At 67.8% G+C, this 21962-nt stretch carries 6 protein-coding genes; all 6 read left to right on the top strand.

Annotated elements, in window-relative coordinates:
- Positions 1–95 precede the first annotated feature (95 nt).
- Positions 96–1901 carry an autotransporter assembly complex protein TamA gene (locus tag AC1DIQ_RS09435; protein WP_121041000.1) on the top strand — a complete coding sequence of 602 codons (1806 nt, stop codon included), beginning with the start codon at positions 96–98 and terminating at the stop codon, positions 1899–1901.
- Complete coding sequence (locus tag AC1DIQ_RS09440) at positions 1898–5743, top strand: translocation/assembly module TamB domain-containing protein (RefSeq protein WP_478049917.1); 3846 nt, start codon at positions 1898–1900, stop codon at positions 5741–5743. Before AC1DIQ_RS09435 ends, AC1DIQ_RS09440 begins: the two co-directional genes overlap by 4 nt.
- A gap of 99 nt (positions 5744–5842) precedes the next feature.
- On the top strand, positions 5843–7990 hold the full coding sequence (locus tag AC1DIQ_RS09445; RefSeq protein WP_478049918.1) for a S46 family peptidase: 2148 nt from the start codon (positions 5843–5845) through the stop codon (positions 7988–7990).
- 115 nt (positions 7991–8105) lie between these two features.
- Entirely contained in the window at positions 8106–8855 is a 750-nt protein-coding gene (locus tag AC1DIQ_RS09450) for a response regulator transcription factor (RefSeq protein WP_461769707.1), read from the top strand.
- A 195-nt stretch (positions 8856–9050) separates the two neighbouring features.
- Positions 9051–18605 (top strand): SdrD B-like domain-containing protein, encoded by a 9555-nt coding sequence (locus tag AC1DIQ_RS09455; protein WP_478049919.1) that lies wholly within the window; start codon positions 9051–9053, stop codon positions 18603–18605.
- Positions 18602–21958 carry a hypothetical protein gene (locus tag AC1DIQ_RS09460; RefSeq protein WP_478049920.1) on the top strand — a complete coding sequence of 1119 codons (3357 nt, stop codon included), beginning with the start codon at positions 18602–18604 and terminating at the stop codon, positions 21956–21958. Before AC1DIQ_RS09455 ends, AC1DIQ_RS09460 begins: the two co-directional genes overlap by 4 nt.
- The last annotated feature ends 4 nt before the right edge of the window (positions 21959–21962 follow it).

The raw sequence follows: 21962 nt of genomic DNA on the forward strand, positions 1-21962 counted from the left end.
ATCAGGGCCGACACGACGCTGACGACTTTCTCGCGGAATTTAACGGCTTCTTCACCGCCGTTCTGAAACGGCCACGCCGATTTCGCATGCTCGCGATGGCCCGTTATGCTGTCGCCATGCAGCCAACGAAATTCGCCCTTCCGCTGATGTTCCTGTCCCTTGCCACCGCCTCGGTGGCACATGCACGGGGGACCATCGAGAAAGTGGACATCAAAGGATTGGACAAGGGCGACGATGCCGAGATGATCGAGAACATCGAGGTCTCGCTGTCCCTGTACGACACCATCGGCAAGCCGCAGGGCGAGTCCCGGCTGGAGTATCTGCTGTCGCAGGCCGAGCGCCAGACCCGCGAGGCGCTGGAGCCGTTCGGGTATTACAACCCGACCATCACCGTGGAAAGCCCGCGCGAAGGCGAGAACCTGCGCGTGGTGATCCAGGTCGAGAAGGGACCGCCGACCCTGGTCCGCCGCGAGCACATCGACATCACCGGCCCGGCCCAGCTGGACCAGTACCTCCAGGAAGACCTGGAGAACTTCAAGCCGCGCAAAGGCCAGCGGTTCGAGCACACCGAGTACGAAGCCAGCAAGATCCGGGTGACCCGGCGCCTGGCCGAGCGCGGGTATTTCGATGCCGACTTCACCCAGCGCCAGGTGCAGATCACCCGTGCCGAGAACGCGGCCGACGTCGATCTGACCTGGGACAGTGGCCGCCGCTACAACATGGGCGAGATCCGCTTCCATCAGGATTACTTCGTCGACAAGCTGTTCGACCCGCTGGTGTACTGGGACGAAGGCAGTTACTTCCACGAAGGCAAACTGGACCGCCTGCGCGAATCGCTGACCAAGCTCGATTACTTCAGCGTGATCGACATCCAGCCGCGCCCGGACCAGGCCGATGACAACGGCGATGTGCCGGTGGACGTCAACCTGACCCGCGCCAAGCGCACGATCTATACCGCCGGCCTGAGCTACGGCAGTGAGAGCGGCGCCGGTGTGCGCGGTGGCCTGGAGCGGCGCTTCCTCAACAGCCGCGGCCACAAGATGAACACCCAGCTCGACTATGCGCAGAAGCGCAAGAGCCTGGTCACCAGCTACCGCATCCCGGGCTTTGCCTGGCTCGACGGCTGGTATGCGTTCACCGCCAGCGCCTATGACGAGCAGACCGATTACATCGACCTGCGCAACTTCAAACTCTCGGCCAGCCGCAGTGGCGAGATCAACGAGAACTGGACCGCGATCGCCTCGATCAACGCCCTGCGTGAGCGCTGGCGGTATGCCTCCGGCACCGAGTTCACCGATGCGGTCTATAACACCTCCACGCTGGTCTACCCGCAGCTGGTGGCCGACTACGTCAACGTGGATGATGAGATGTTCCCGCGCCGCGGCATCAGCGGCAGTGCAACGCTGCGTGGCGGCGTCGAAGGTGCCGGCTCGGACACCAGCTTCGTGCAGGCCAACATGGTGCTGCGCTGGTATGTGCCGATCGGCGACAGCGACCGCCTGATCCTGCGCGGCGAAGGTGGCACCACCTGGACCAGCGATCTGGTCGCGATGCCGCCGAGCCTGCGCTTCTTCGCCGGTGGCGACCGCAGCATCCGCGGCTATGCCTTCCGCGAAGTCGGCCCGCGTACTGCACCACCGGACAAATACGCGCTCGGCGCGAAGAACCTGGTGGTCGGCTCGGCCGAGTATGAGCATTACTTCAAGGGCGGGCCGTGGGGTGCGGCGGTGTTCGTCGACACCGGCAGCGCGTTCGACAATACGATCGATCTGCATACCGGCGTGGGCTTCGGCGTGCGCTGGAAATCGCCGGTGGGCCCGGTGCGCGTGGATATCGCGCATGGCCTGAACAACCCGGATTCGCAGTTCCAGCTGTACCTGAACATCGGAGCGGACCTGTGAGTACGCCGCCGCCGTCCGCACCTGCCACCCCGCCGCCGCCGCGCGTGCGTTTCTACCGCAAGCGCCGCTTCTGGGCGTGGTCGGGCTTCACCGTGCTCGGCCTGGTGCTGCTGGCCCTGCTGCTGGTGTACTGGCTGCTGCAGACCGTGGCCGGCCGTGATGTGCTGCTGGCCCAGGTGGTCGCGCGGTTGCCGGTCGGCGCCTCGCTCACCTGGAGCAAGGTGGATGGCCCGGTCGCCGGGCCGCTGGTGCTGCACGACCTGGACTTCCGTTACGACGACATCCATTTCACCGCCGAACGCGCCTACCTGGATCCGGACATCCGGCCGCTGCTGGGGCGCAAGCTGCAGCTCGATGCGCTGCAGATCAAGAACGCCACGCTGAACCTGGCCAAGAGTGATGAACCGTTCGAGCTGCCGTCGTGGCCGGACTCGCTGCCGCAGATTGAAATGCCGCTGGCGATCCAGGCCGACACCATCATCATCGATGGCTTCCGGATCACCCAGGCGCAGCAGCCGCTGATCGACATCGCCAAGGTGCGCGGTGGCGTGGAAATCGCCAATGGCGAATTCCGCGCGACCCAGCTGAAGGTCGACAGCGACATGGGCGATTTCCGCGTGGATGGCCGGTACCTGCCGCGCAGCGATTACGACACCGACATCACCATCGGCGCGCTGATGCCGGCCCCGCGCGGGCGCACCCCGGCGCGGCTGGGCCTGGTCGCACGCGGCGACCTGGGGCATATGGAAGTGGCGATCGCCGGCAATGCGCCGTCGCCGCTGCAGGCCAGCCTGGTGTTCGATGGCCGCACCGACCCGGTGTGGAAACTCGCTGCGCGCAGCAAGGAACTGGACCTGGCGCTGCTGGTGCCGGGCATGGACGCGAGCACCAGCACGCCGATGGCGCTGGATGTGCAGGCCGATGGCAAGGGTGGCCAGGCCAATCTGCAGGGCAGCTTCAAGCAGGGCGACATCGCGGTGGAACTGGCGCCCTCCAAGGTGGGTCTGGCCGACCAGGTGCTGACCGTGTCGCCGCTGCAGGTGAAGGGCTTTGGTGGCCAGGCGCGGCTGGAAGGCATCGCCGATTTCACCGACAAGGAAAACGCGAGCCTGCGCTTCTCCATCGTCGCCAACGACCTCACCTTCGTACCCGCCGCCGATACCACCACCCCGGGCGCCGCTGCGCCGGTGCCGGTGACGCTGAAAGAAGCGCGCATGGGCCTGGCCGGCACGCTGAAGGCGTGGGCGGCGGTTGGCCGTGCCTCGGTGGAACGCGAGAAACAGGTCGCCGATCTGCAGTTCGACGTGCGCGGCAATGACCAGGCCGCCGTGATCAAGCAGCTCCAGGCCAGCACCCCGGGCGGTTCGCTGGATGTCACCGGCCAGGTGGCCTGGGCCCCGCAGCTGGATTGGGACGTGGCCGCCAAACTGGCCGGCTTTGATCCGGGCTACTTCGCACCGGGCTGGGACGGCAAGCTGTCCGGCTCGTTTGCATCGAAGGGCCGCCAGTTGCCGCCGCCGGCCGGCAGTCCGGCCGGTACCGCTGGCAGCTACGAAGCCACCGTCGATGTGCCAGGCATCAAGGGCACGCTGCGCAAGCGTGCGCTGGATGCACAGGGCAAGTTCGCGCTGCGCGGCGAGCAGGGCGAGGGCAACCTCCGGCTGGCGCTGGGCAACAGCCGCCTGACCGCCAAAGGCTCGGTGGGCGACCGCCTGGATATCGATGCGCAGCTGGAGCCGGTGCAGTTGGACGACCTGCTGCCCAACAGCAGCGGCAGCCTGCGCGGCCACGTGCTGATCAAGGGCGCGCGTACCGCACCGGACATCACCGCCGATCTGGTCGGCAGTGGCCTGCGCTGGGACGACTGGAGCGCCGAGGCGATCAGCATCCAGGGGCGCCTGCCGTGGCAGGGCGACAGCGGCACGCTGGCGGTGCAGGGCAGCAAGATCCAGGTCGGCATGCTGCTGGACACGCTCAACGTGAATGCCCGCGGCAGCCTCTCCCATCTGCGCCTGGATGCACAGACGAAAAACGAGCTGGGTGCTGTCGCGCTGGAAGGCGGCGTGCGCCAGCAGGGCCAGGCCTGGCGCGGTGATCTGACCGCGCTGCGTATCGCACCGGTCAAGGGCGATGCCTGGAGCCTGCGCGCGCCGGCCACCTTCAGCGTGCAGGGCACTAACTTCACCCTGAGCGATGCGTGCCTGGGTGCCGCCACGGGCGGCGCGCTGTGCGCCAGTGCGAACTGGCCCCGCGAAGGCCTGCTGGTGCGCGGCGATGCGCTGCCGCTGGCGCTGGTGCAGCCGTGGCTGCCACCGCAGTCCGGACGCCGCATCTTCCTGCGCGGTGAAGTGAATCTGGATGGGCGCATCCGGCCGCGCGGCAACGCGTGGGAAGGCAGCGCTTCGGTCACCTCGCGCGAAGGCGGGGTACGCCTGGGCGACAACGCGCGTGGCGAGCTGGTGCGCTATGACCAGTTCTCGGTGAACCTGGAGATGACCCCGCAGCAGATCAACGCCAAGCTCGGTGTCGGTTTCCAGGGTGACGGCTTCGTCGATGCCAAGGTGCAGACCGGCTGGGATGCCAACGCGCCGCTGACCGGCGAGCTGTACATGAACATCGCGCGGCTGTACTGGCTGGAACTGTTCTCGCCCGACATCGTGCGCCCGACCGGCCTGATCGAAGGTCACGTCAGTCTGCGCGGCACGCGTGGTACGCCGTCGTTGGGCGGTGAGGCGACGCTGAGCAAGTTCAACGGCGAGTTCCCCGCGCTCGGCCTGACCTTTGCCGAAGGCAAGGGCAGCTTCACCGCGCAGCCGGATGGCTCGGCCAAGATCAGCGCGCAGGCCAACTCCGGCAAAGGCACGCTGTACGTGGATGGCGGGCTGTCGTGGTTCGGCGATGCACAGCCACTGCAGCTGCATATCCACGGCGAAAACGTGCTGCTGGCCAACACCAGCGAGCTGCGCGTGATCGCCAACCCGAACCTGGACTTCACCCTGGCCGGCAGCGCGATGCAGCTGCGCGGGACCGTGCACGTGCCTGAAGCGGATCTGGACCTGGAGCGCCTGGACCGTGGTACCTCGGTCTCCGAAGACGTGGTGGTGCTGGATCCGGTCGATCCGGAAGAGGGCCCCAGCTCGCCGCTGGACATGGACCTGACCGTGAGCCTGGGCGACAAGGTCAAGATGGCCGGGTTCGGCCTGAAGGGGGCGCTGACCGGCAAGATGCAGGTGTGGGCACGCCCCGGGCGTGAGATGACCGCCAACGGCGGGCTGGAAGTCAGTGGGCGCTACAAGGCCTACGGCCAGGACCTGACCATCACCCGCGGCAACTTGAACTGGAACTACAACGCGGTCTCCGATCCGCGCATCAACATCCGTGCCCAGCGCGCCGTCGGCGATGTCACCGCCGGCATCGATGTGACCGGACGGGCGCAGTCGCCGCGTGTGGATGTGTGGTCGGAACCGGCGATGTCGCAGTCCGAAGCACTGGCCTATCTGGTGCTGGGACGCAGCCTCACCGGTGCCAGCAGCGACCAGGCCCAGCAGGTCAACGCGGCCTCGGCGGCGCTGTCGGCCGGCAGCGGCCTGCTCGCCTCGCAGCTGGGCGCCAAGCTCGGCCTGGACGACGCCGGCGTGAGCCAGTCGCGCGCGCTGGGTGGCTCGGTGATCGGCTTCGGCAAGTACATCTCGCCCAAGCTGTACATCGGCTACGGCGTGTCGCTGGTCGGCAGTGGCTCGGTGCTGACGCTGAAGTACCTGCTGCGCCGTGGCTTCGATGTGGAGCTGGAGTCGAGCACGGTGGAGAACCGTGGGTCGCTGAACTGGCGGCGGGAGAAGTAAGCTGCGGCCGACGGTCCAGGCGCCCCTGACCATCGGCCGTTGCCCTGCCGGGCCTCAGTGGCTAAGGTCTCTGGCTGTTCTGACGTACCGGATGTGCCCATGTCTTCACGCAAACCCCTCACCGCCGCGCTGGCGCTTGGCCTGACCCTCGCCGCCGGCGCCCATGCCGACGAAGGCATGTGGATGCCGACCCAGCTGCCGGACCTGGCCAAACCGCTGAAGGCGGCCGGCTTCAAGGGCAACCCGGGCGACCTGGCCAACGTTACCGCGCCGCCGCTGAGTGCGGTCGTGCGTGCCGGTGGCGGCACCGGTTCGTTCGTCTCCGACGACGGCCTGCTGCTGACCAACCACCATGTGGCCATGGGCGTGATCCAGTACAACACCTCGCCCGAGCACAACCTGATCAACGAGGGCTTCATCGCCACCGGCCGCAGCGATGAGCGCGCGGCCAACCCCGATTTCCGCGTGCTGGTCACGGTCGGGTTCGACAAGGTCACCGATGAAGTGCTGCGCGATGCGCGCGGCAAGACCGGGCGGGCGTACTTCGACGCGGTGGACCGCGCCAGCAAGCAGCTGGTGGCCGAGTGCGAGAAGGAAGGCAACATCCGCTGCAGCGTGGCGGACATGTACTACGGCACCGATTTCTATCGCATCCGGCAGCTCGAGCTGAGCGATGTGCGCCTGGTCTACGCGCCGCCGCGCGCGATCGGCAACTACGGCGATGAGATCGACAACTTCATGTGGCCGCGCCACACCGGCGATTTCACCCTGCTGCGTGCCTACGTCGGCAAGGACGGCAAGCCCGCGCCGTACAGCGTGGACAACGTGCCGTACCACCCGCCGGCGCACCTGAAGATGGCGATCGACGGCCCGAAGACCGGCGATTACGCCATGCTGGCCGGCTATCCGGGCATCACCTACCGCCATCGCACCGCCGCGGAATTCGCCAGCCAGATCGATGCCGTGCTGCCGCGCCGCGTGGCGGTGTTCCAGCAGATGATCGACACCATCGAAGCGGCCAGTGCAAAGGACGCGCAGGCACGCACCCGCTACGCCTCGCAGCTGCAGTCGCTGAAGAACAACCGCAAGCGCGCCGCCGGTGAGCTGGAAGGCCTGCTGCGCAGCGATGCCAAGGCGCAGCGTGCCGCCGATGAGGCAGCGATGCTGCAGGCCACCGACCCGAAGTACCGGGGCGACATCCAGTCCCTGCTGAGCTCGCTGTCCAGCGGCGCCTCGGTGGGCGAACGCGATCTGCTGCTCGATCTGCTCGCGGCGCAGAGCCAGCTGCTGCGCTCGGCGCTGACCCTGGAGCGCCTGCGCATCGAATCGGCCAAGCCCGATGCCGAGCGTGACAGCGGCTACCAGCAGCGCGATCTGGCGCTGATCGAAGGCGTGCTCAAGCAGGTCCAGCGCCGTTACGATCCGGCCATCGAAAAAGCCCTGCTGACCACGCTGCTGACCCGCTACCAGCAGTTGCCCGACGCGCAGCGCGTGCCCGCGTTCGACGCGGCCTTCGGCCGCACCCCGGCCGCGCTCGCCAAGACCTTGGACACGCTGTACGCCAACACGCACCTGGGCGAGGAAACCGAGCGCCTGTCGCGCTTTGCCGCGGCGAAAGAGGGCAAGGCGCTCGCACGCGATCCTTTGATCGATCTGGCTGGCCCGCTGGTCGCCGCGCAACTGCGCCTGGATGACGAGCGCAAGACCCGCGAAGGCGAGCAGCTGCGTCTGCGCCCGGCGTACATGCAGGCGCTGTTCGCCTGGCGTGCCAAGCAGGGCCGCGCGGTCTACCCGGATGCGAACCGCACGCTGCGCATCAGCTACGGCAAGGTCGAGGCACTGTCGCCGCGTGATGCCGTGCATTTCGACCCGGTGACCACCGTGGCCGGCATCGTCGAGAAAAACACCAACGCTTATCCGTTCGATGCACCCAAGCCGCTGCTGGACGCGATCGCCAAGGGTGATTTCGGTTCCACCGCCGATCCGGTGCTGAAGACCCAGACGGTCAACTTCCTGACCAACCTGGACACCACCGGTGGCAACTCCGGCTCGCCGGTGCTCAACGCCAAGGGCGAGCTGATCGGCCTGAACTTCGACAGCAACTGGGAGTCGGTCAGCGCCAGCTGGTGGTTCGACCCGCGCTTCAAGCGCGCGGTGCACGTGGACATGCGCTACCTGCGCTGGCTGCTGGCCAAGGTTTACCCGGCGCCGGAGCTGCTGAAGGAAATGGGCGTTCCGGCCGAGTAAAGGACAGGGCCGGTCACGATCCACGGTCGTGACCGGCGACGGCCATCTTTGTCGCATTTGGCTCGTTTCCGGGCGGCAGCTAGACTGCAGGCCGGTGAAGGGAGGCAGCGGTCACGTGACGGCAGACCAGGACAACCGCGGCGGCGCGCAGCTGCCAGCGGCACACAAGGAACTGGACGGTTTGACCGTCTGGGTGGTCGAGGACGACCCGGAACTGCTGGCCCTGATGCTCGATGACCTGCAGTGGCGCGGCGCCGCGGTGCGGGGCCTGGGCAGTGCAGAGGCGCTCTACCGCGCGCTGTTGCATGATCGCTGCGATATCGTCGTGCTCGATGTCGGCCTGCCCGGCGAAGACGGGTATACGGTGGCCAGCCACCTGCGTCAGGCCGCGGATATCGGCATCGTGATGCTGACCGGGCGTGGCAGTCCGCACGACATGGCGCATGGCCTGACCCAGGGGGCCGATGTGTACCTGGTGAAACCGCTGGACCTGGACGTGCTGGCCGCCGGGCTGCTCAGCCTGCGTCGTCGCTTGTCCGCAGGGCGCCCGGCCGTGCAGACCGTCACGGAGGTGCAGCGGGCCTGGCAGCTCTCTGCTGATGGCTGGACGCTGCAGTCGCCCACGCAGCACACGCTCGCCTTGACCGCCATGGAGCGTGCTGCACTCCAACTGTTGTTCGACGCGGCGGGTGAGCCGATCACCCGCGAGCGTCTGATCGAACGCATCACCGATACCCCTTGGGACTTCGACCCGCATCGGCTGGACGTGCTGGTGCATCGCCTGCGCGCGCGCGTGCGTGCGGCCACCGGCGCGGAACTGCCGATGCGCGCCCTGCGTGGACAGGGTTACCTGCTGACCGCCTGAGGCGGCGTTTCCCCGTGTGAGCAAGTGTGAGCCAGCGTGAGCGGGCGGCACTGACTTGCCGATGCTGCACCACCACAATGCGCCCCGCCTGAGCGTGCCAATGACGACAGTCGTGCACGGTCAGGTCGCATCACGTCACGGGAGCGCAGTGCGTTCCCTCTGAAAGCAGCAGAGACCGGAACAGGGGAACAACGCATGTCCAGCCATAGCGATCGCGCAGCCATCTGCGCGGCGGTGACGCCGTTCGAGCGCGCAGACACATCCGCCCGCCTGGGCTGGTGGCGCGCCACCCTGGCGACCCTGCTGCTGGTCCTGCCGCTGTCTGCCCTGGCGATCGATCTGCAGATCACCGATTTCTCCGATACCGGTTACGACCCGGTACCGGCGGGCACCACGGTGATCTACAACATCAAGGTCGAAAACGGTGCCAACGACAATGCGGCCGGCAGCGTCACGATCATCGACCTGCCGGTCGGCACGGCGTTGGGCAGCCCGGCACCGGCCGGTTGCAGCGCCTCGCCCGGCAGTGCCGGCACGACCCGCGTGGTGTGCACCAACCCCACCTTGACCGCGTCCGGCGCGCCGTACCAGTTCAAGCTGCCGGTCACCACGCTGCAGACCCAGCCGGCCACGATCAGCCTGCATGCAGCGATCGGCTTCGCCGCCGCACTGCCGCCGGCGACCACGCCGGTCGTGACGCTGCCGGGCAATGACCCCTTCTTTGCCGGTGACACCAATACCGGCAACAACATCTCCAACCAGACCACGACCATCCAGGCAGCGGCCGATCTGGCGCTGAGCAAGTCCGCCACGCCCGACCCGGTGATCGGCGGCGGCGAGGTCACTTACACCCTCACCGTCAAGAACAACGGTCCCAGCACCACCACCGGCTTCCGGGTGGTGGACACGCTGCCACCCAACGTCACCCTGGTCGGTACGCCCAGCGGCGCGGACTGGAGCTTCAGTGCGCAGAACGGCACCTACAACGGCACCCTGGCCGTGGGCGCGAGCGCGAGCTATCAGTTCCGCGGCAAGGTCAACGTCGGCACCGGCAACATCGTCAATGCCGCCGTGGTCAATGCCGGCTCGGTACCCGATGCGGTGCCGGACAACAATGCCGCGCAGGTGACCACCGCGGTCACCGCCGGTGCCGACCTGGCGATGTCCAAGTCGGTCTCGCCGGCCCCGGCGGCAGCCGGTTCGGTGGTGACCTATACCCTGACCGCGCGCAACGATGGCCCGAGTGCGGCCACCGGCGTAGTGGTGACCGACGCGATGCCGGAGGGATTCGTGATCACTGGTGGCGTGGCGCCGGCCGGCTGGACCTGCATCAGCAATGCCGGAGCGAGCGTACGCACCTGCACCTTGGCCGGCAGCTTCGCGCCGGGTGCGCAGGCGATCATCACCATCACCGCGCAGGTGCCCTCGACCGGTACCAACAGCAGTGGGGTGGTCAGCAATACGGCAGAGATCCGTGCGGCCACGCCGGACCCGGTGCCGGGCAACAACAGTGGCACCGTTGGCCTGACCGTCATTCCCGATGGCGCCGACCTGCGCATGAGCAAGTCCAAGGCCCCGCTGCTGGTGCCGGTGTGGAACGGCACCGGCGTGCGCAGCGACAGCATGATGACGTCCACGTTGGGCGTGCAGAACCTGGGGCCGCGCACGGTGACCAGCAATCTGCAGGTGGTCGATACGCTGGCACCCGGCGAGGAGTGGGTGGATGCCAGCGGGCAGCCGATCCTGCCCGGCACCTCGGTGGTCGTGGGGCGGTGGAGCTGCAGCGTCGACCGTGTCTGGGCCGTCGGTCGGGCACAAACGGTGACCTGCACCCTGGCCACCGGCTACCCGGTGGCTGTCAATGCCAACGCGCCCGCACTGGCGCTGCAGACCCTGGCGCGCACCGCCGGGGCGCTGCGCAACGACGCCTGCACCGGTGGCAGCGGCGGCTCGCTCGAGCCGGGTACCGCCGGCGGCATCGATCGCGACCCGAACGACACCAATGACTGCGCCGGTGGCGAGAGCCGTGCCACCGACGACCGTGCCGACCTGTCGATCACCAAGCAGACCAACGCGACGGGCGAGGCCGACAACATCATCCGCAACAGCGACGCCTCGGTGAGCTACACGCTGACCATCCGCAACGGCGGCGCAGCCACGACTGGCGTGGTGGTGAACGATCCGATCCCGGGCTTCGTCAACGGGATCACCACGGTGACTGCGGACGCCACGCCGGCAGGCTGGACCTGCCGCCTGATTGGCAGCGCGTGGGTGTGCGATGCGGGTACCACGGTGCTGGGCCGCAACGAGACCGCGGTCGTAGGCTTTACCGTCAACCGCGGCCTGTTCGACAGTCAGAACCAGCCGGCCGGCACGTGCGGCGGTCAGCCGCTGCTGCCGGGTCGCTTCTGCAATACGGCCGGTGTCCGTATCAATCCGGCCATCTCCGGCGCGCTCGGCGAGATCGACCAGAGCAACAACACCGCCTCGGACTGGGTCCAGATCGATGCGGTGGCCAATGTCGCCACCACCCGCAAGGACATCACCTCGGGTACTCCCGGGCGCGCCGGCGTCAACACGATCTATCGCATCACCTACCAGAACATGGGGCCATCGACGGCACGCGGTGTGGTCTTCAGCGACCTGTTCACGCTGCCTGCCAACGATGCCGGCTTCGTGCTGCTTTCCGCCCTGCGCACCGGTTCGGACGCAGCGGAAAAGGCGTGCAAGGTCACCACGACCGACCCGTCGGTCAGCTCCGCACCGGCGCCCGGCGGCACCTCCTGGTTCAACACCGGTGGCGCACCGGCCACGCTGCGCCTGACCTGCACGCCCAAGGACATGGCCAACAACTCCACGGAAACGATGACGGTGGAGATCCGCCCGAACGTCAACAGTGGCAATACCGGACGCCAGTTCACCAACACCGGTGGCTTCCATTTCGACCTCAATGGCGATGGGACGCCGGACCCGTCCAGCGGCACCGATGCCAATGGCCGTACCTACGATTACAACAGCCGCACCGACGACGACACCAAGGACGCCACCTTGCCCTTCGACGCCGGTCGCGTGGATCTGATTGTCAACAAGATCGACCAGAACTTCATCGGCGCGGTGGACCCGCTGGGCTTCGACTCCCGCACCGGGATGGAAACCAACAACTACATCTACTACCAGATCAGCGTGCGCAACGCGGGGCCCTCGCTGGCCACGCATACGATGATCGATGACACCATCAGCCCGCCGCCCGGCGCCAGCGTGAGCCTGGTCGGCAGCAAAACCGGCAACATCGCCGGTCCGCAGGGTGCTCTGGAGCCGGTCGGCTCCCGCTGCTCGGTGGCTGCTGGCAGCACCAATCCCAGCACCGGGCCGCAGACCATTTCCTGCACCATGCCCAGCGCCGGTGTCCCCACGGCCGACCAAGGCGTCATCACCGCCAACCAGACCAGCTATCTGTATCTGGTCTACCAGTACATGACCGCACCGCCGGCGACCGGCGAAACGCTGAAGAACTCGGTCACCGCACGGTCCTCTGAAGCAGAGAGCGACACCAGCAACAACACCGCCACCCAGGAAACCAGCATCCGCACCCGCGCGGACCTGGAAATGAAGAAGTCCAGCGTGGTGCTTGCCCCGAATGCCGACCCCGCCCAGGCCTTGCCGGCGGCGGCGGGCACCGTCAGCCTGCACCAGCCGTTCTGGTTCGTGCTGGACGTGATCAATCACGGCCCCGGGCACAGCCTCTCGCGCGATCGCAGCGGTACCAACCCGCTCAACGGCGATGGCGTGGTCGTCACCGATACCCTGCCCGAAGGGCTGGAAGTGCTCGGCGGCGCGGCTGCGATCACCTGGCAGAAGCGCGGCGCCACTGCGGACCCGGGCGTGCAGACCACCGGCCTCGGCAACTGCCTGCTGGTGGGCCGCGCCGTCACCTGCCGCATGGGCGACCTGGCCCTGGACGGGCAGGTGCGCGTGCTGATTCCCGCGCGCTGGACCACGCTTCCGGCCAACGGCAATGGCCTCAATACCGCCAAGGCCACCAGCGACCAGCTCGATCCGGAGCCGGGCAACAACGAGGACACCACCACCCACACCGTGGTGCGTTCCTCGCTGGCCGGCGTGGTATTCCAGGACCGCGACCGCGACGGTGCCAACGGTGGCACGCTGCAGAGTGGTGAGCCGCTGATCTCCGGCGTCACCGTGCACCTCAGTGGTGAAGACGCGTACGGCAATGTTGTTTCGCTGGATGCCACCACCGACGCGCAGGGTGCCTACCGCTTCGAGAACCTGGCCCCGGCCGGTACCGCCGGTTACACCCTGACCCAGAGCCAGCCGACCGCCTACGTCAACGGTCCGGTTGCGCCGCCGTCAACGGGCGCGCAGGCGCCGTCGGCTGGTGGTGTCTTCGCCGCGGTAACGCCGGTCACCAGCGCCGATTCGGTCTACACTACGATCGCGCTGGGCGCGGGCGTGGATGCCGTGCGCTACAACTTCCCCGAAGTGCGTCGCCCGTCGTTGTCCGGGATCGTCTACGTGGACAGCAACTACAGCAATGTGCGCGATGCCGGTGATGCGCCGATCGCCAACGCCACCATCGAGCTGCTCGATGCTTCCGGCACCGTGCTGGACACCCGCACCACCGGCAATGACGGCAGCTACAGCTTCATCGGGCTGGACCCGCTGCAGGTCTATACGCTGCGCGAAGTGCTGCCGGATGGCAGCTATCGCAACCGCCCCAGCGCGATCAATCCCGGGCTGATCGGCGGCGTCGCCTGCACGAGTTGCACGGTGACCACCGGCGCGAGCGGCGATGCGCCCACGACGGACCGCATTGTCGGCATCGATCTGTCCAGTGGCGACGACGGTACCGCGTTCAACTTCGGCGAAGACGCGATCACGTCCATCTCCGGCCACGTCTACCTGGACCGCAACGGCAATGGCGACTTCGACGCCGGTGACGCCGGCGGCCGCGGCTCGCAGCCCAATGGTGGCCTGCTGGACGTCACCATCACCCTGACCGGCGCAGGCCCGGACGGCCTCTATGGCACCGCCGACGATCTGCCGCCGGTCACCGTGCAGACCGATGCACAGGGCCGTTACACCTTCGACAACCTGGTCGTGGGGCAGCACTACCGCATCACTGAAACGCAGCCGCAGGGCTACGCCGATGCGGCCGAGAACCCGAGCAACCAGATCGACATCACCGCGCTGCCGTTGACCGGTTCCAGCGGCAATGACTTCGGTGAGACGCTCGGCTCGATCGCCGGCTCGGTCTACGAAGATTTCTCCAACGTGGCCGCCGGCAACAACAACGGCCTCCGCGACAGCGGCGAGAACCCGATCGCCAACGTGATCGTGACGCTCACCGGTACCGATGTGCTCGGCAATCCGGTCACCCTGACCGCGACCACCGATGCCGATGGCGCCTACCGCTTCAGCGATCTGCTGCCGGCCCAGGCGGGCACCGGCTACACGCTGACGGAAACCCAGCCGGCCACCTACCTGGACGGCAAGCACACCGCCGGCAACGCCGCCACGCCGGGCAGCACCGCCGTGCCCAACGTGATCTCCGGCATCGCCATCAACCCCGGACAGGACGCTACCGGCTACCTGTTCGGTGAGCTGGCCAACGCCCCGATCAGCGGCACGGTCTACCTGGACCGCAACGATGACGGCGACAACAACGCCGGCGACGTCGGCATCCCCGGCGTGCAGGTGATCATCGTGGGTGCAGGCCCGGACGGTGTGTTCGGCACCGCCGACGACACCACCGAAACGCTGGTGACCAATGCCGATGGCCATTACAGCTATCCCGGCGCCGTGGCCGGCCAGGATTACCGCATCACCGAGACCCAGCCGACCGGCTTGGCCGAGGGTCGCCAAACCCCGGGCAACCTGATCACGATCACCAACCTGCCCGTGACCGGCTCCACGGGCAATGACTTCGGCGAGCGCGCTGCCGCGCTCTCCGGCACCGTCTACCTGGACCGCAACAACAACGGCGTGCAGGACGCCGGCGAACCGGGCCTGCCCAACGTGCAGGTGCAGCTGCCGGGCGGCACCGTGGATGTGCTGGGCCAGCCGGTCGCGGCGATCGCGACCGATGCCGACGGGCGCTACCGCTTCGACGACCTGCTGGCGGGCACCTATACGGTGACCCAGCAGGCTGCGCAGCCGGTGTTCAACGGTGTCGCCACGATCAATGGCATTACGGCCACCGGCACCATCGACGGCACCGCGGTCGGCACCGCCACCCCGGTGGCGAGCGTACCCAGTGCGATCAGCGCGGTCGTGCTGCCGGCAGGCAAGGCCTCCATCAACAACAATTTCGGTGAAGTGCTGCCGGTGTCGATCTCCGGCACGGTGTTCTTCGACGCCGACAACAATGGTGCGCAGAGCGGCGCCGCCGAAACCGGCATCGAAGGCGTCACCATCGAGCTGACCGGCACCGACGACACCGGCGCCAGCGTCACGCGCAGCGTGCAGACCGACGCCGATGGCCGTTTCGCCTTCGCCGATCTGCGCCCGGGCACGTACACCCTGACCGAACCGCAGCAGCCGACCGGCACCAGCAACGGCATCACCACCGCGGGCACCGTCGACGGTGTCAGCCGTGGCACCGCCACGCCGGTGACCACCGTGCCCAGCCGCATCAGCACGATCGATCTGTCCACTCCGGGCATCGCCTCGGTGGACAACCTGTTCGGTGAGATTCCGCTCAACAGCGGCATCAGCGGCAAGGTCTGGATCGACCGCAACAACGATGGCGTGGTCGACCCCGGCGAAACCGGTCTGGCCAACGTCACCATCACCCTGACCGGCACCGACCTGGTGGGAAATCCGATCACCCGCGACACCGTGACCGATGCCGAGGGCAACTACAGCTTCAGCGACCTGCCGCCGGGCACCTACACGGTCACCGAGCCGGACCAGCCGGCGGGCACCCGTGACGGCCGTACCGTGGCCGGCAGCACCGGTGGCAGCGTGACCGCGCCGGGCAGCACGCCGTCGAAGATCACCGGCGTGGTGCTGGGCGTGAACCAGCAGTCGGTGAACAACAACTTCGGTGAGATCCCGACCGGCAGCATCGCCGGCCGGGTCTACAACGACAGCAACGACAACGGCGTGGTCGACGCAGGTGAGGGCGGCATCGCCAACGTCACCGTGGTGCTGACCGGCACCGATGATCTGGGCCAGGCGGTCTCGATCACGCTTACCACCGATGCCGAAGGCCGCTATCGCTTCGACGAGCTGCGTCCGGGCACCTATACGGTGACCGAGCCGACCCAGCCGCCGCAGACCCTCAACGGCATCACCAGTGCCGGCGCCGTGGACGGCATCGTCACCGGCGTGGCCACCGGCCGCGACACGGTGCCCTCGGCGGTCAGCCAGATCGTGTTGCCGCTGGGCGGGGACTCGATCGACAACAATTTCGGTGAGATCGGCGATTCGCCGGACATGCTGGTCAACAAGACCGCGGGCAGCGCACGCTTCACCGTCAACAACATCGCCACGTACACCCTCCGGGTGCGCAATGGCGGGCAGCAGTCGTCGCGCGGCGAATACACCGTGCACGACCGGCTGCCGCAGGGGCTGACCCTGGCGGCGGCGCCGAGCGGGACCGGTTGGGTCTGCACCGGCGCAGTGGGCGACACCCGCTTCGATTGCCGCAGCCAGCAGGTGCTGGCCGCCGGCGCCACCTCGGTGGACACCATCGAGGTGCAGGTGCTGGTCGGTGCTGCCGCCGCGGAAGCGGGTACCGTGAACAATGCGGTGCTGGTCGAAGGCGGTGGCGAGAATGAATTCCGCGCACCGACCCCGGCCGAGCGCGGCGCGTTCGAGGGCGATGTGACCCAGCTGCCCGAGTGCGTGGAAACGATCCAGTTCAACGCCTGCCGCGTGCCCAATGCCGTCCAGCTGGCCGCCTCGGTCGGCGGTACGGTGTGGTACGACATCGGCAGCGATGACCAGCTGCTGGACGGCGGCGACAAGCGCCTGCCATCGTGGGTCGTCGAGCTGGTCGACCCGGCCAGCGGCCAGGTGGTGAAGACCACCACGACCGGTGCCGACGGCAGCTACCGCTTCGGCGACGTGGTGCCGGGCGTGACCTGGAACATCCGCTTCCGCGATCCGACCTCCAACATCCTGTGGCCGAATCCGGTCACCCGCGAAACCGTGGCCGGGATCCAGGAAGCCTGCGACGCACCGGCCGCCATCGCGCGCGCCGGGGTCAGCGCCTGCCGGATCAACGAGAACGGCACCAGCCAGCTGGAAGTCGTGCTCCGACCGGGCCAGCACCTGCCGCAGCAGAGCCTGCCGGTGGATCCGTCGGGCGTGGTCTACGACGCCACCACCCGCGACCCGGTGCCGGGCTCGATCGTGACCCTGGCGCCGGTCGGCCTGTGTGCCGGCTACGACCCGCGCACCTCGGTGCTCAATGCCGGCAGCGGCGGCTATCGCCTGGAAGGCAGCGCGATCTCGATGACGGTCGGCAGCGAGGGCTTCTACCAGTTCGCCTTCGGCCCGGCTGCGCCGGCCCGCTGCGAATTCCAGCTCACTGTGACGCCGCCGGGGAGCTATCAGTTCGTCTCGTCGTTGATCCCACCGCAGGGCGGCTCGCTGTCGCCCGCCGGCAGCGCCGGTGCCAACCACGAGGTGCAGCCGAATCGTCTGGCACCGACCGGTGCGGTCGGCATGGCGACGCAGTACTACCTCGGCCTGTTCGCCGGCTCGGACACCGCGGCCATCGTCAACAACCACCTGCCGCTGGATACTGCGGTAGCGACCGGCCTGGCGATCAGCAAGAACGGTGACCGCCAGACCGCCGAGATCGGCGACACCGTGCAGTACACGATCACCATCCGCCAGACCGCGGGCAGCGCGCTGCGCACGGTCAACGTGATCGATCGCCTGCCGCGTGGCTTCACCTACATCGACGGCACCGCGCGTGCCGATGGCCGCGCCGTGACCGATCCATCCGGCAAGCCGGGTCCGTTGCTGGGCTTTGATGTCGGCCCGATCACGGTTGGTGGGCAGATCGTGCTGACCTACCGGGTGCGGGTGGGCGTGGGCGCGCAGCAGGGCGATGGCATCAACCGCGCGCAGGCGTTCGGGTGTGCCTTCAGCGGTGGCTGCATCGACACCGGCAGCCTCACCCCGTTGCCGGGCGCATTGCCGTCCAACCGTGCCGAGTACCGCGTGCGCGTCACCGGCGGTGTATTCACCGACCAGGCCTGCGTGCTCGGCAAGGTGTTCGTGGACTGCAACAACAACCACGTGCAGGACCGCGAAGAACTGGGCATCCCCGGCGTGCGGCTGTACTTCTCCGACGGCACCTGGGTGATCAGCGATTCGGAGGGCAAGTACAGCTACTGCGGCCTGCCGCCGCAGAGCCACACGCTGAAGGTGGATGCCAGCACGTTGCCGCTCGGCGCGCGCCTGACCACCAGCAGCAACCGCAACCTGGGCGATGCCGACAGCCTGTTCCTGGATCTCAAGAACGGTGAGCTGCACCGTGCTGACTTCATCGAAGGCAGCTGTGCCAACCCGGTGCTGGAGCAGGTCAAGGCCCGCCGTACCCAGGGTGAGGTGCGTGCGCCGGAGACCGAGACCGGGCAGCCGCCCCTGCGTTTCGACAGCAAACCCGCGCGGGCGCCGCAACAGGCGACCGACTCGGCCAACCAGAGACCGATCGTGCAACCCAGAGCCCATCCGCCCGCTGCCGGCGCTTCGACGGAGGGCCAGCCATGAGCCGCGTCGCGACGTTGTCCCGCCTGCCGCGCCTGAGCCTGCTCGCCTGCGCCCTGGCTGCCGTGCCGGCCATGGCGCAGAGCGTCGGCAGCCCCGGCCGCTTCACGCCGGTGCTGGGCGATGCCAGCACCTTGTACCCGCGCAGCCCGGCCAGTACCGATGCTGCCCCGCGCGCGCTGGACAGCGCGGTGCCGGGCACGCTCGACCGGATCCTGGTCGAGTTGGACCGTGATGGCGTACCGGCCGATGGCCAGAGCGCCGTGCATGTGCGTGTGCAGCTGCTGGACGCCGCCGGCCGCGCGCTGGCCGGCACCACCTACGCCACGATCGAGACCAGTGGTGGCCGCATCCGCCTGCCCGGCTCGCGCACCGATGAACTCGGTCCGGGCGCGCTGGACGCCGACAAGGTCACTCCGGGCATCCAGCTGCAGGTGGTCGATGGCGTGGCCGAATTCGACCTGCTTGCCCCGCATGAGCCGCAGGACGTGGTGCTGCGCATCACTGCCGGCGCCGAGACGGCGCAGGGCACGATCGGGTTCCTGCCGGAAATGCGTGAGCTGCTGGCCACCGGTCTGATCGAAGGCGTGGTCAACTTCCGCCGGCGCAGCAACGCCGGCCTGATCTCGCCGGTAGAGCGTCACGATGCCTTCGACCGTGACATCCGCCGCTGGGAACGCCAGTTCAACAACGGCAAGGCCAACGCCGCCGCGCGCACCGCGTTCTTCGTCAAGGGCCGGATCAAGGGCGAGTACCTGCTCACCGCCGCCTACGACTCGGACAAGGACACCCGTGGTCGCCTGCTGCGCGATATCCAGCCTGAAGAGTTCTACCCGGTCTACGGGGATTCCTCGCTGCGCGGCTTCGATGCGCGTTCGGCCGAGCGTCTTTACGTGCGCATCGACAACCAGCGCAGCTACCTGCTGTACGGCGACTTCCAGACCGGCGACACGCTGGCCACCGCAACCGGTATCGGCGGCAGTGGTGCGATCCCGCAGCGCAGCCTGGGCACCTACAACCGCACCGCTACCGGCCTGGGCTGGCATTTCGAAAGCGAGCGCGTTCGCAGCAACGTGTTTGCGATGCAGGATTCGCTGCGCCAGGTGATCGAGGAGTTCCGCAGCCAGGGCAGTGGCCCGTATGCGCTGCGCAACAACGCCGTGCTGGAAGGCAGCGAGCGGGTGGAGGTGATCGTGCGCGATCGCAACCAGCCCACCCGCATCACCTCGGTGCGCTCGCTCGCGCGGTTGGTCGATTACAGCTTCGAACCGTTCTCCGGCCGCATCCTGCTCAATCAGTTCCTGCCGGCCTTCGACAGCGATCTCAATCCGGTGTCGCTGCGCATTACCTATGAGCTGGACCAGGGCACCGAGAAGTTCTGGGTGGTCGGCGCCGATGCGCAGGTCAAACTCACCGAGCAGCTCGAGGTCGGCGCGGCGGCGGTCGATGACCGCAATCCCTATGCGGAGTTCAAGATGGGCAGCGCGAACGCGAGCTACCGGTTCGGCGCCAACACGCTGCTGGTCGCCGAGTTCGCGCGCACCCGCAGCGAGGTCAACACCAACTCGATCAACCAGATCACCTCGCAGGGCCTGAAGGACATCACCGGGGAGGTCGAGGGCGATGCCTGGCGGGTGGAGTTCGCGCACAGCGCCGACAAGCTCGACGCCCGCGTATTCGCCGCACGTACCGATCCGGCCTTCAACAACCCGGCGGCGCCGCTGTACGGTGGCCGTGGCGAGTACAACGCGCGGTTGGCGTACCGGGTGGGCCCGCGGCTGGAACTGTATGTGGAAGGCCTGCGCAGCGAGGACCGCAACCCCGATGGCGGCAAGCGCGATGCCGGTGGTGCCGGTGTACGCATCGGTGCTACTGAACGGCTGACCGTGGACCTGGGCGTGCGCAGCATCCGCGAGACCATCGGCGTGACCTCGCCGTGGTCGTCCGGGGTGCCGTTCGGCAATGCTGGCGGTCTCACCGGTGGGTTTGCGACCGGATCCGGTGGCGGCGCACTGGGCTACGGCCAGCAGGCGCTGGATCCGCTGACCGGCCTGATGGTCATCAACGGCAGCAGCAGTGGCAGCCCGATCACCAGCGACCTGCCGGTCGGCACCGAGCTGGAATCGGACAGTGCCCGGTTCGGCCTGGGCTACCGCCTGAGCGATCGCCTCAGCGCGGGTGCGGAAGTGGAGCACAGCGTCAGCGGCGAGGACCGCAAGCGGCTGGCGGCCGGCCTGGATTACCAGGTGTTCGAACGCAGCCGCCTGTATGGCCGGTATGAGAAGCAGACCGGCCTGACCAGCGCCTACGGCATTACCACCACCGACCGTGAAGCCGATGCGCTGGTGTTCGGTATCGACAGCAGCTACCTGCGCGATACCCAGACCTTCAGCGAGTACCGCCTGCGTGACTCGATCAGCGGCCGCGATGTGCAGGCCGCCTCGGGTATCCGCAACAACTGGGACATCCGCGAAGGCCTGCGCCTGGCCAGCTCGGCCGAGCACGTCAAGGTGATCGACGGCAGCACCGGGGACAGCACCGGCCTGGCACTGGCGCTGGACTACAGCGCCAACCCGCTGTGGCGCGGGGCGATCCGTGCCGAGCACCGCATCTCCGAAGACGTGCCCGATACCGAGGCCAACGAGGCGTTCAACACCACGCTGCTGCAGTTCATGCTCGCCCGCAAGCTCAGCCGTGACTGGACACTGCTGGCGCGCAACTATCTGCTCAGCACCCGCTACGAGGCCCGCGGCGATGTGCTGCAGGATCGTTTCCAGCTCGGCGTGGCCTACCGCGATACCGACCGCAACCGGATCAACGCGCTGGCCCGCTACGAGTACAAGCTGGAGCGCGATGAAAGCGGCCTGACCCTGTCCGACGGCAACACCATTGATGGCAGCAGCCAGGACGTACGCACCCGCGCGCATATCGTCTCGGCGCATGCCGACTGGCACCCGTCGCGACCGTGGTGGTTCACCGGCCGCGTGGCCGGCAAGTGGCAACAGGACCAGTTCGCCTACACCGATAGTGCACGGGTCAACAGCCGCTTCCGCGCGATGCTGTTCTCCGGCCGCGTGGTGTACGACATCACCGAGAACTGGGATATCGGCGTGCTGGGCTCCACCTTCCGTGGGCAGAGCGGTGCCAACCAGTACGCCTACGGCATGGAGGTCGGCCGCCTGCTGCGGCAGAACCTGTGGCTGTCGGCCGGCTACAACTGGAGCGGCTTCGCCGGCGATCGTGACCTGAACGGTTACGAGTACACCCAGCAGGGCGTGTTCCTGCGCCTGCGCTTCAAGTTCGATGAAGACCTTTTCCGGCCGGACCCCGTCCGCTACCGCGACCCGGCACGCTGAGGAT

The sequence above is a fragment of the Stenotrophomonas sp. 05L413 genome, from assembly GCF_056397945.1.

Bases quoted from the DNA above. Each gene is read 5' to 3' on its own strand.
- AC1DIQ_RS09445 (WP_478049918.1), top strand. From the start codon at position 5,843: ATGTCTTCACGCAAACCCCTCACCGCCGCGCTGGCGCTTGGCCTGACC.
- AC1DIQ_RS09455 (WP_478049919.1), top strand. From the start codon at position 9,051: ATGTCCAGCCATAGCGATCGCGCAGCCATCTGCGCGGCGGTGACGCCG.
- AC1DIQ_RS09460 (WP_478049920.1), top strand. From the start codon at position 18,602: ATGAGCCGCGTCGCGACGTTGTCCCGCCTGCCGCGCCTGAGCCTGCTC.
- AC1DIQ_RS09435 (WP_121041000.1), top strand. From the start codon at position 96: ATGGCCCGTTATGCTGTCGCCATGCAGCCAACGAAATTCGCCCTTCCG.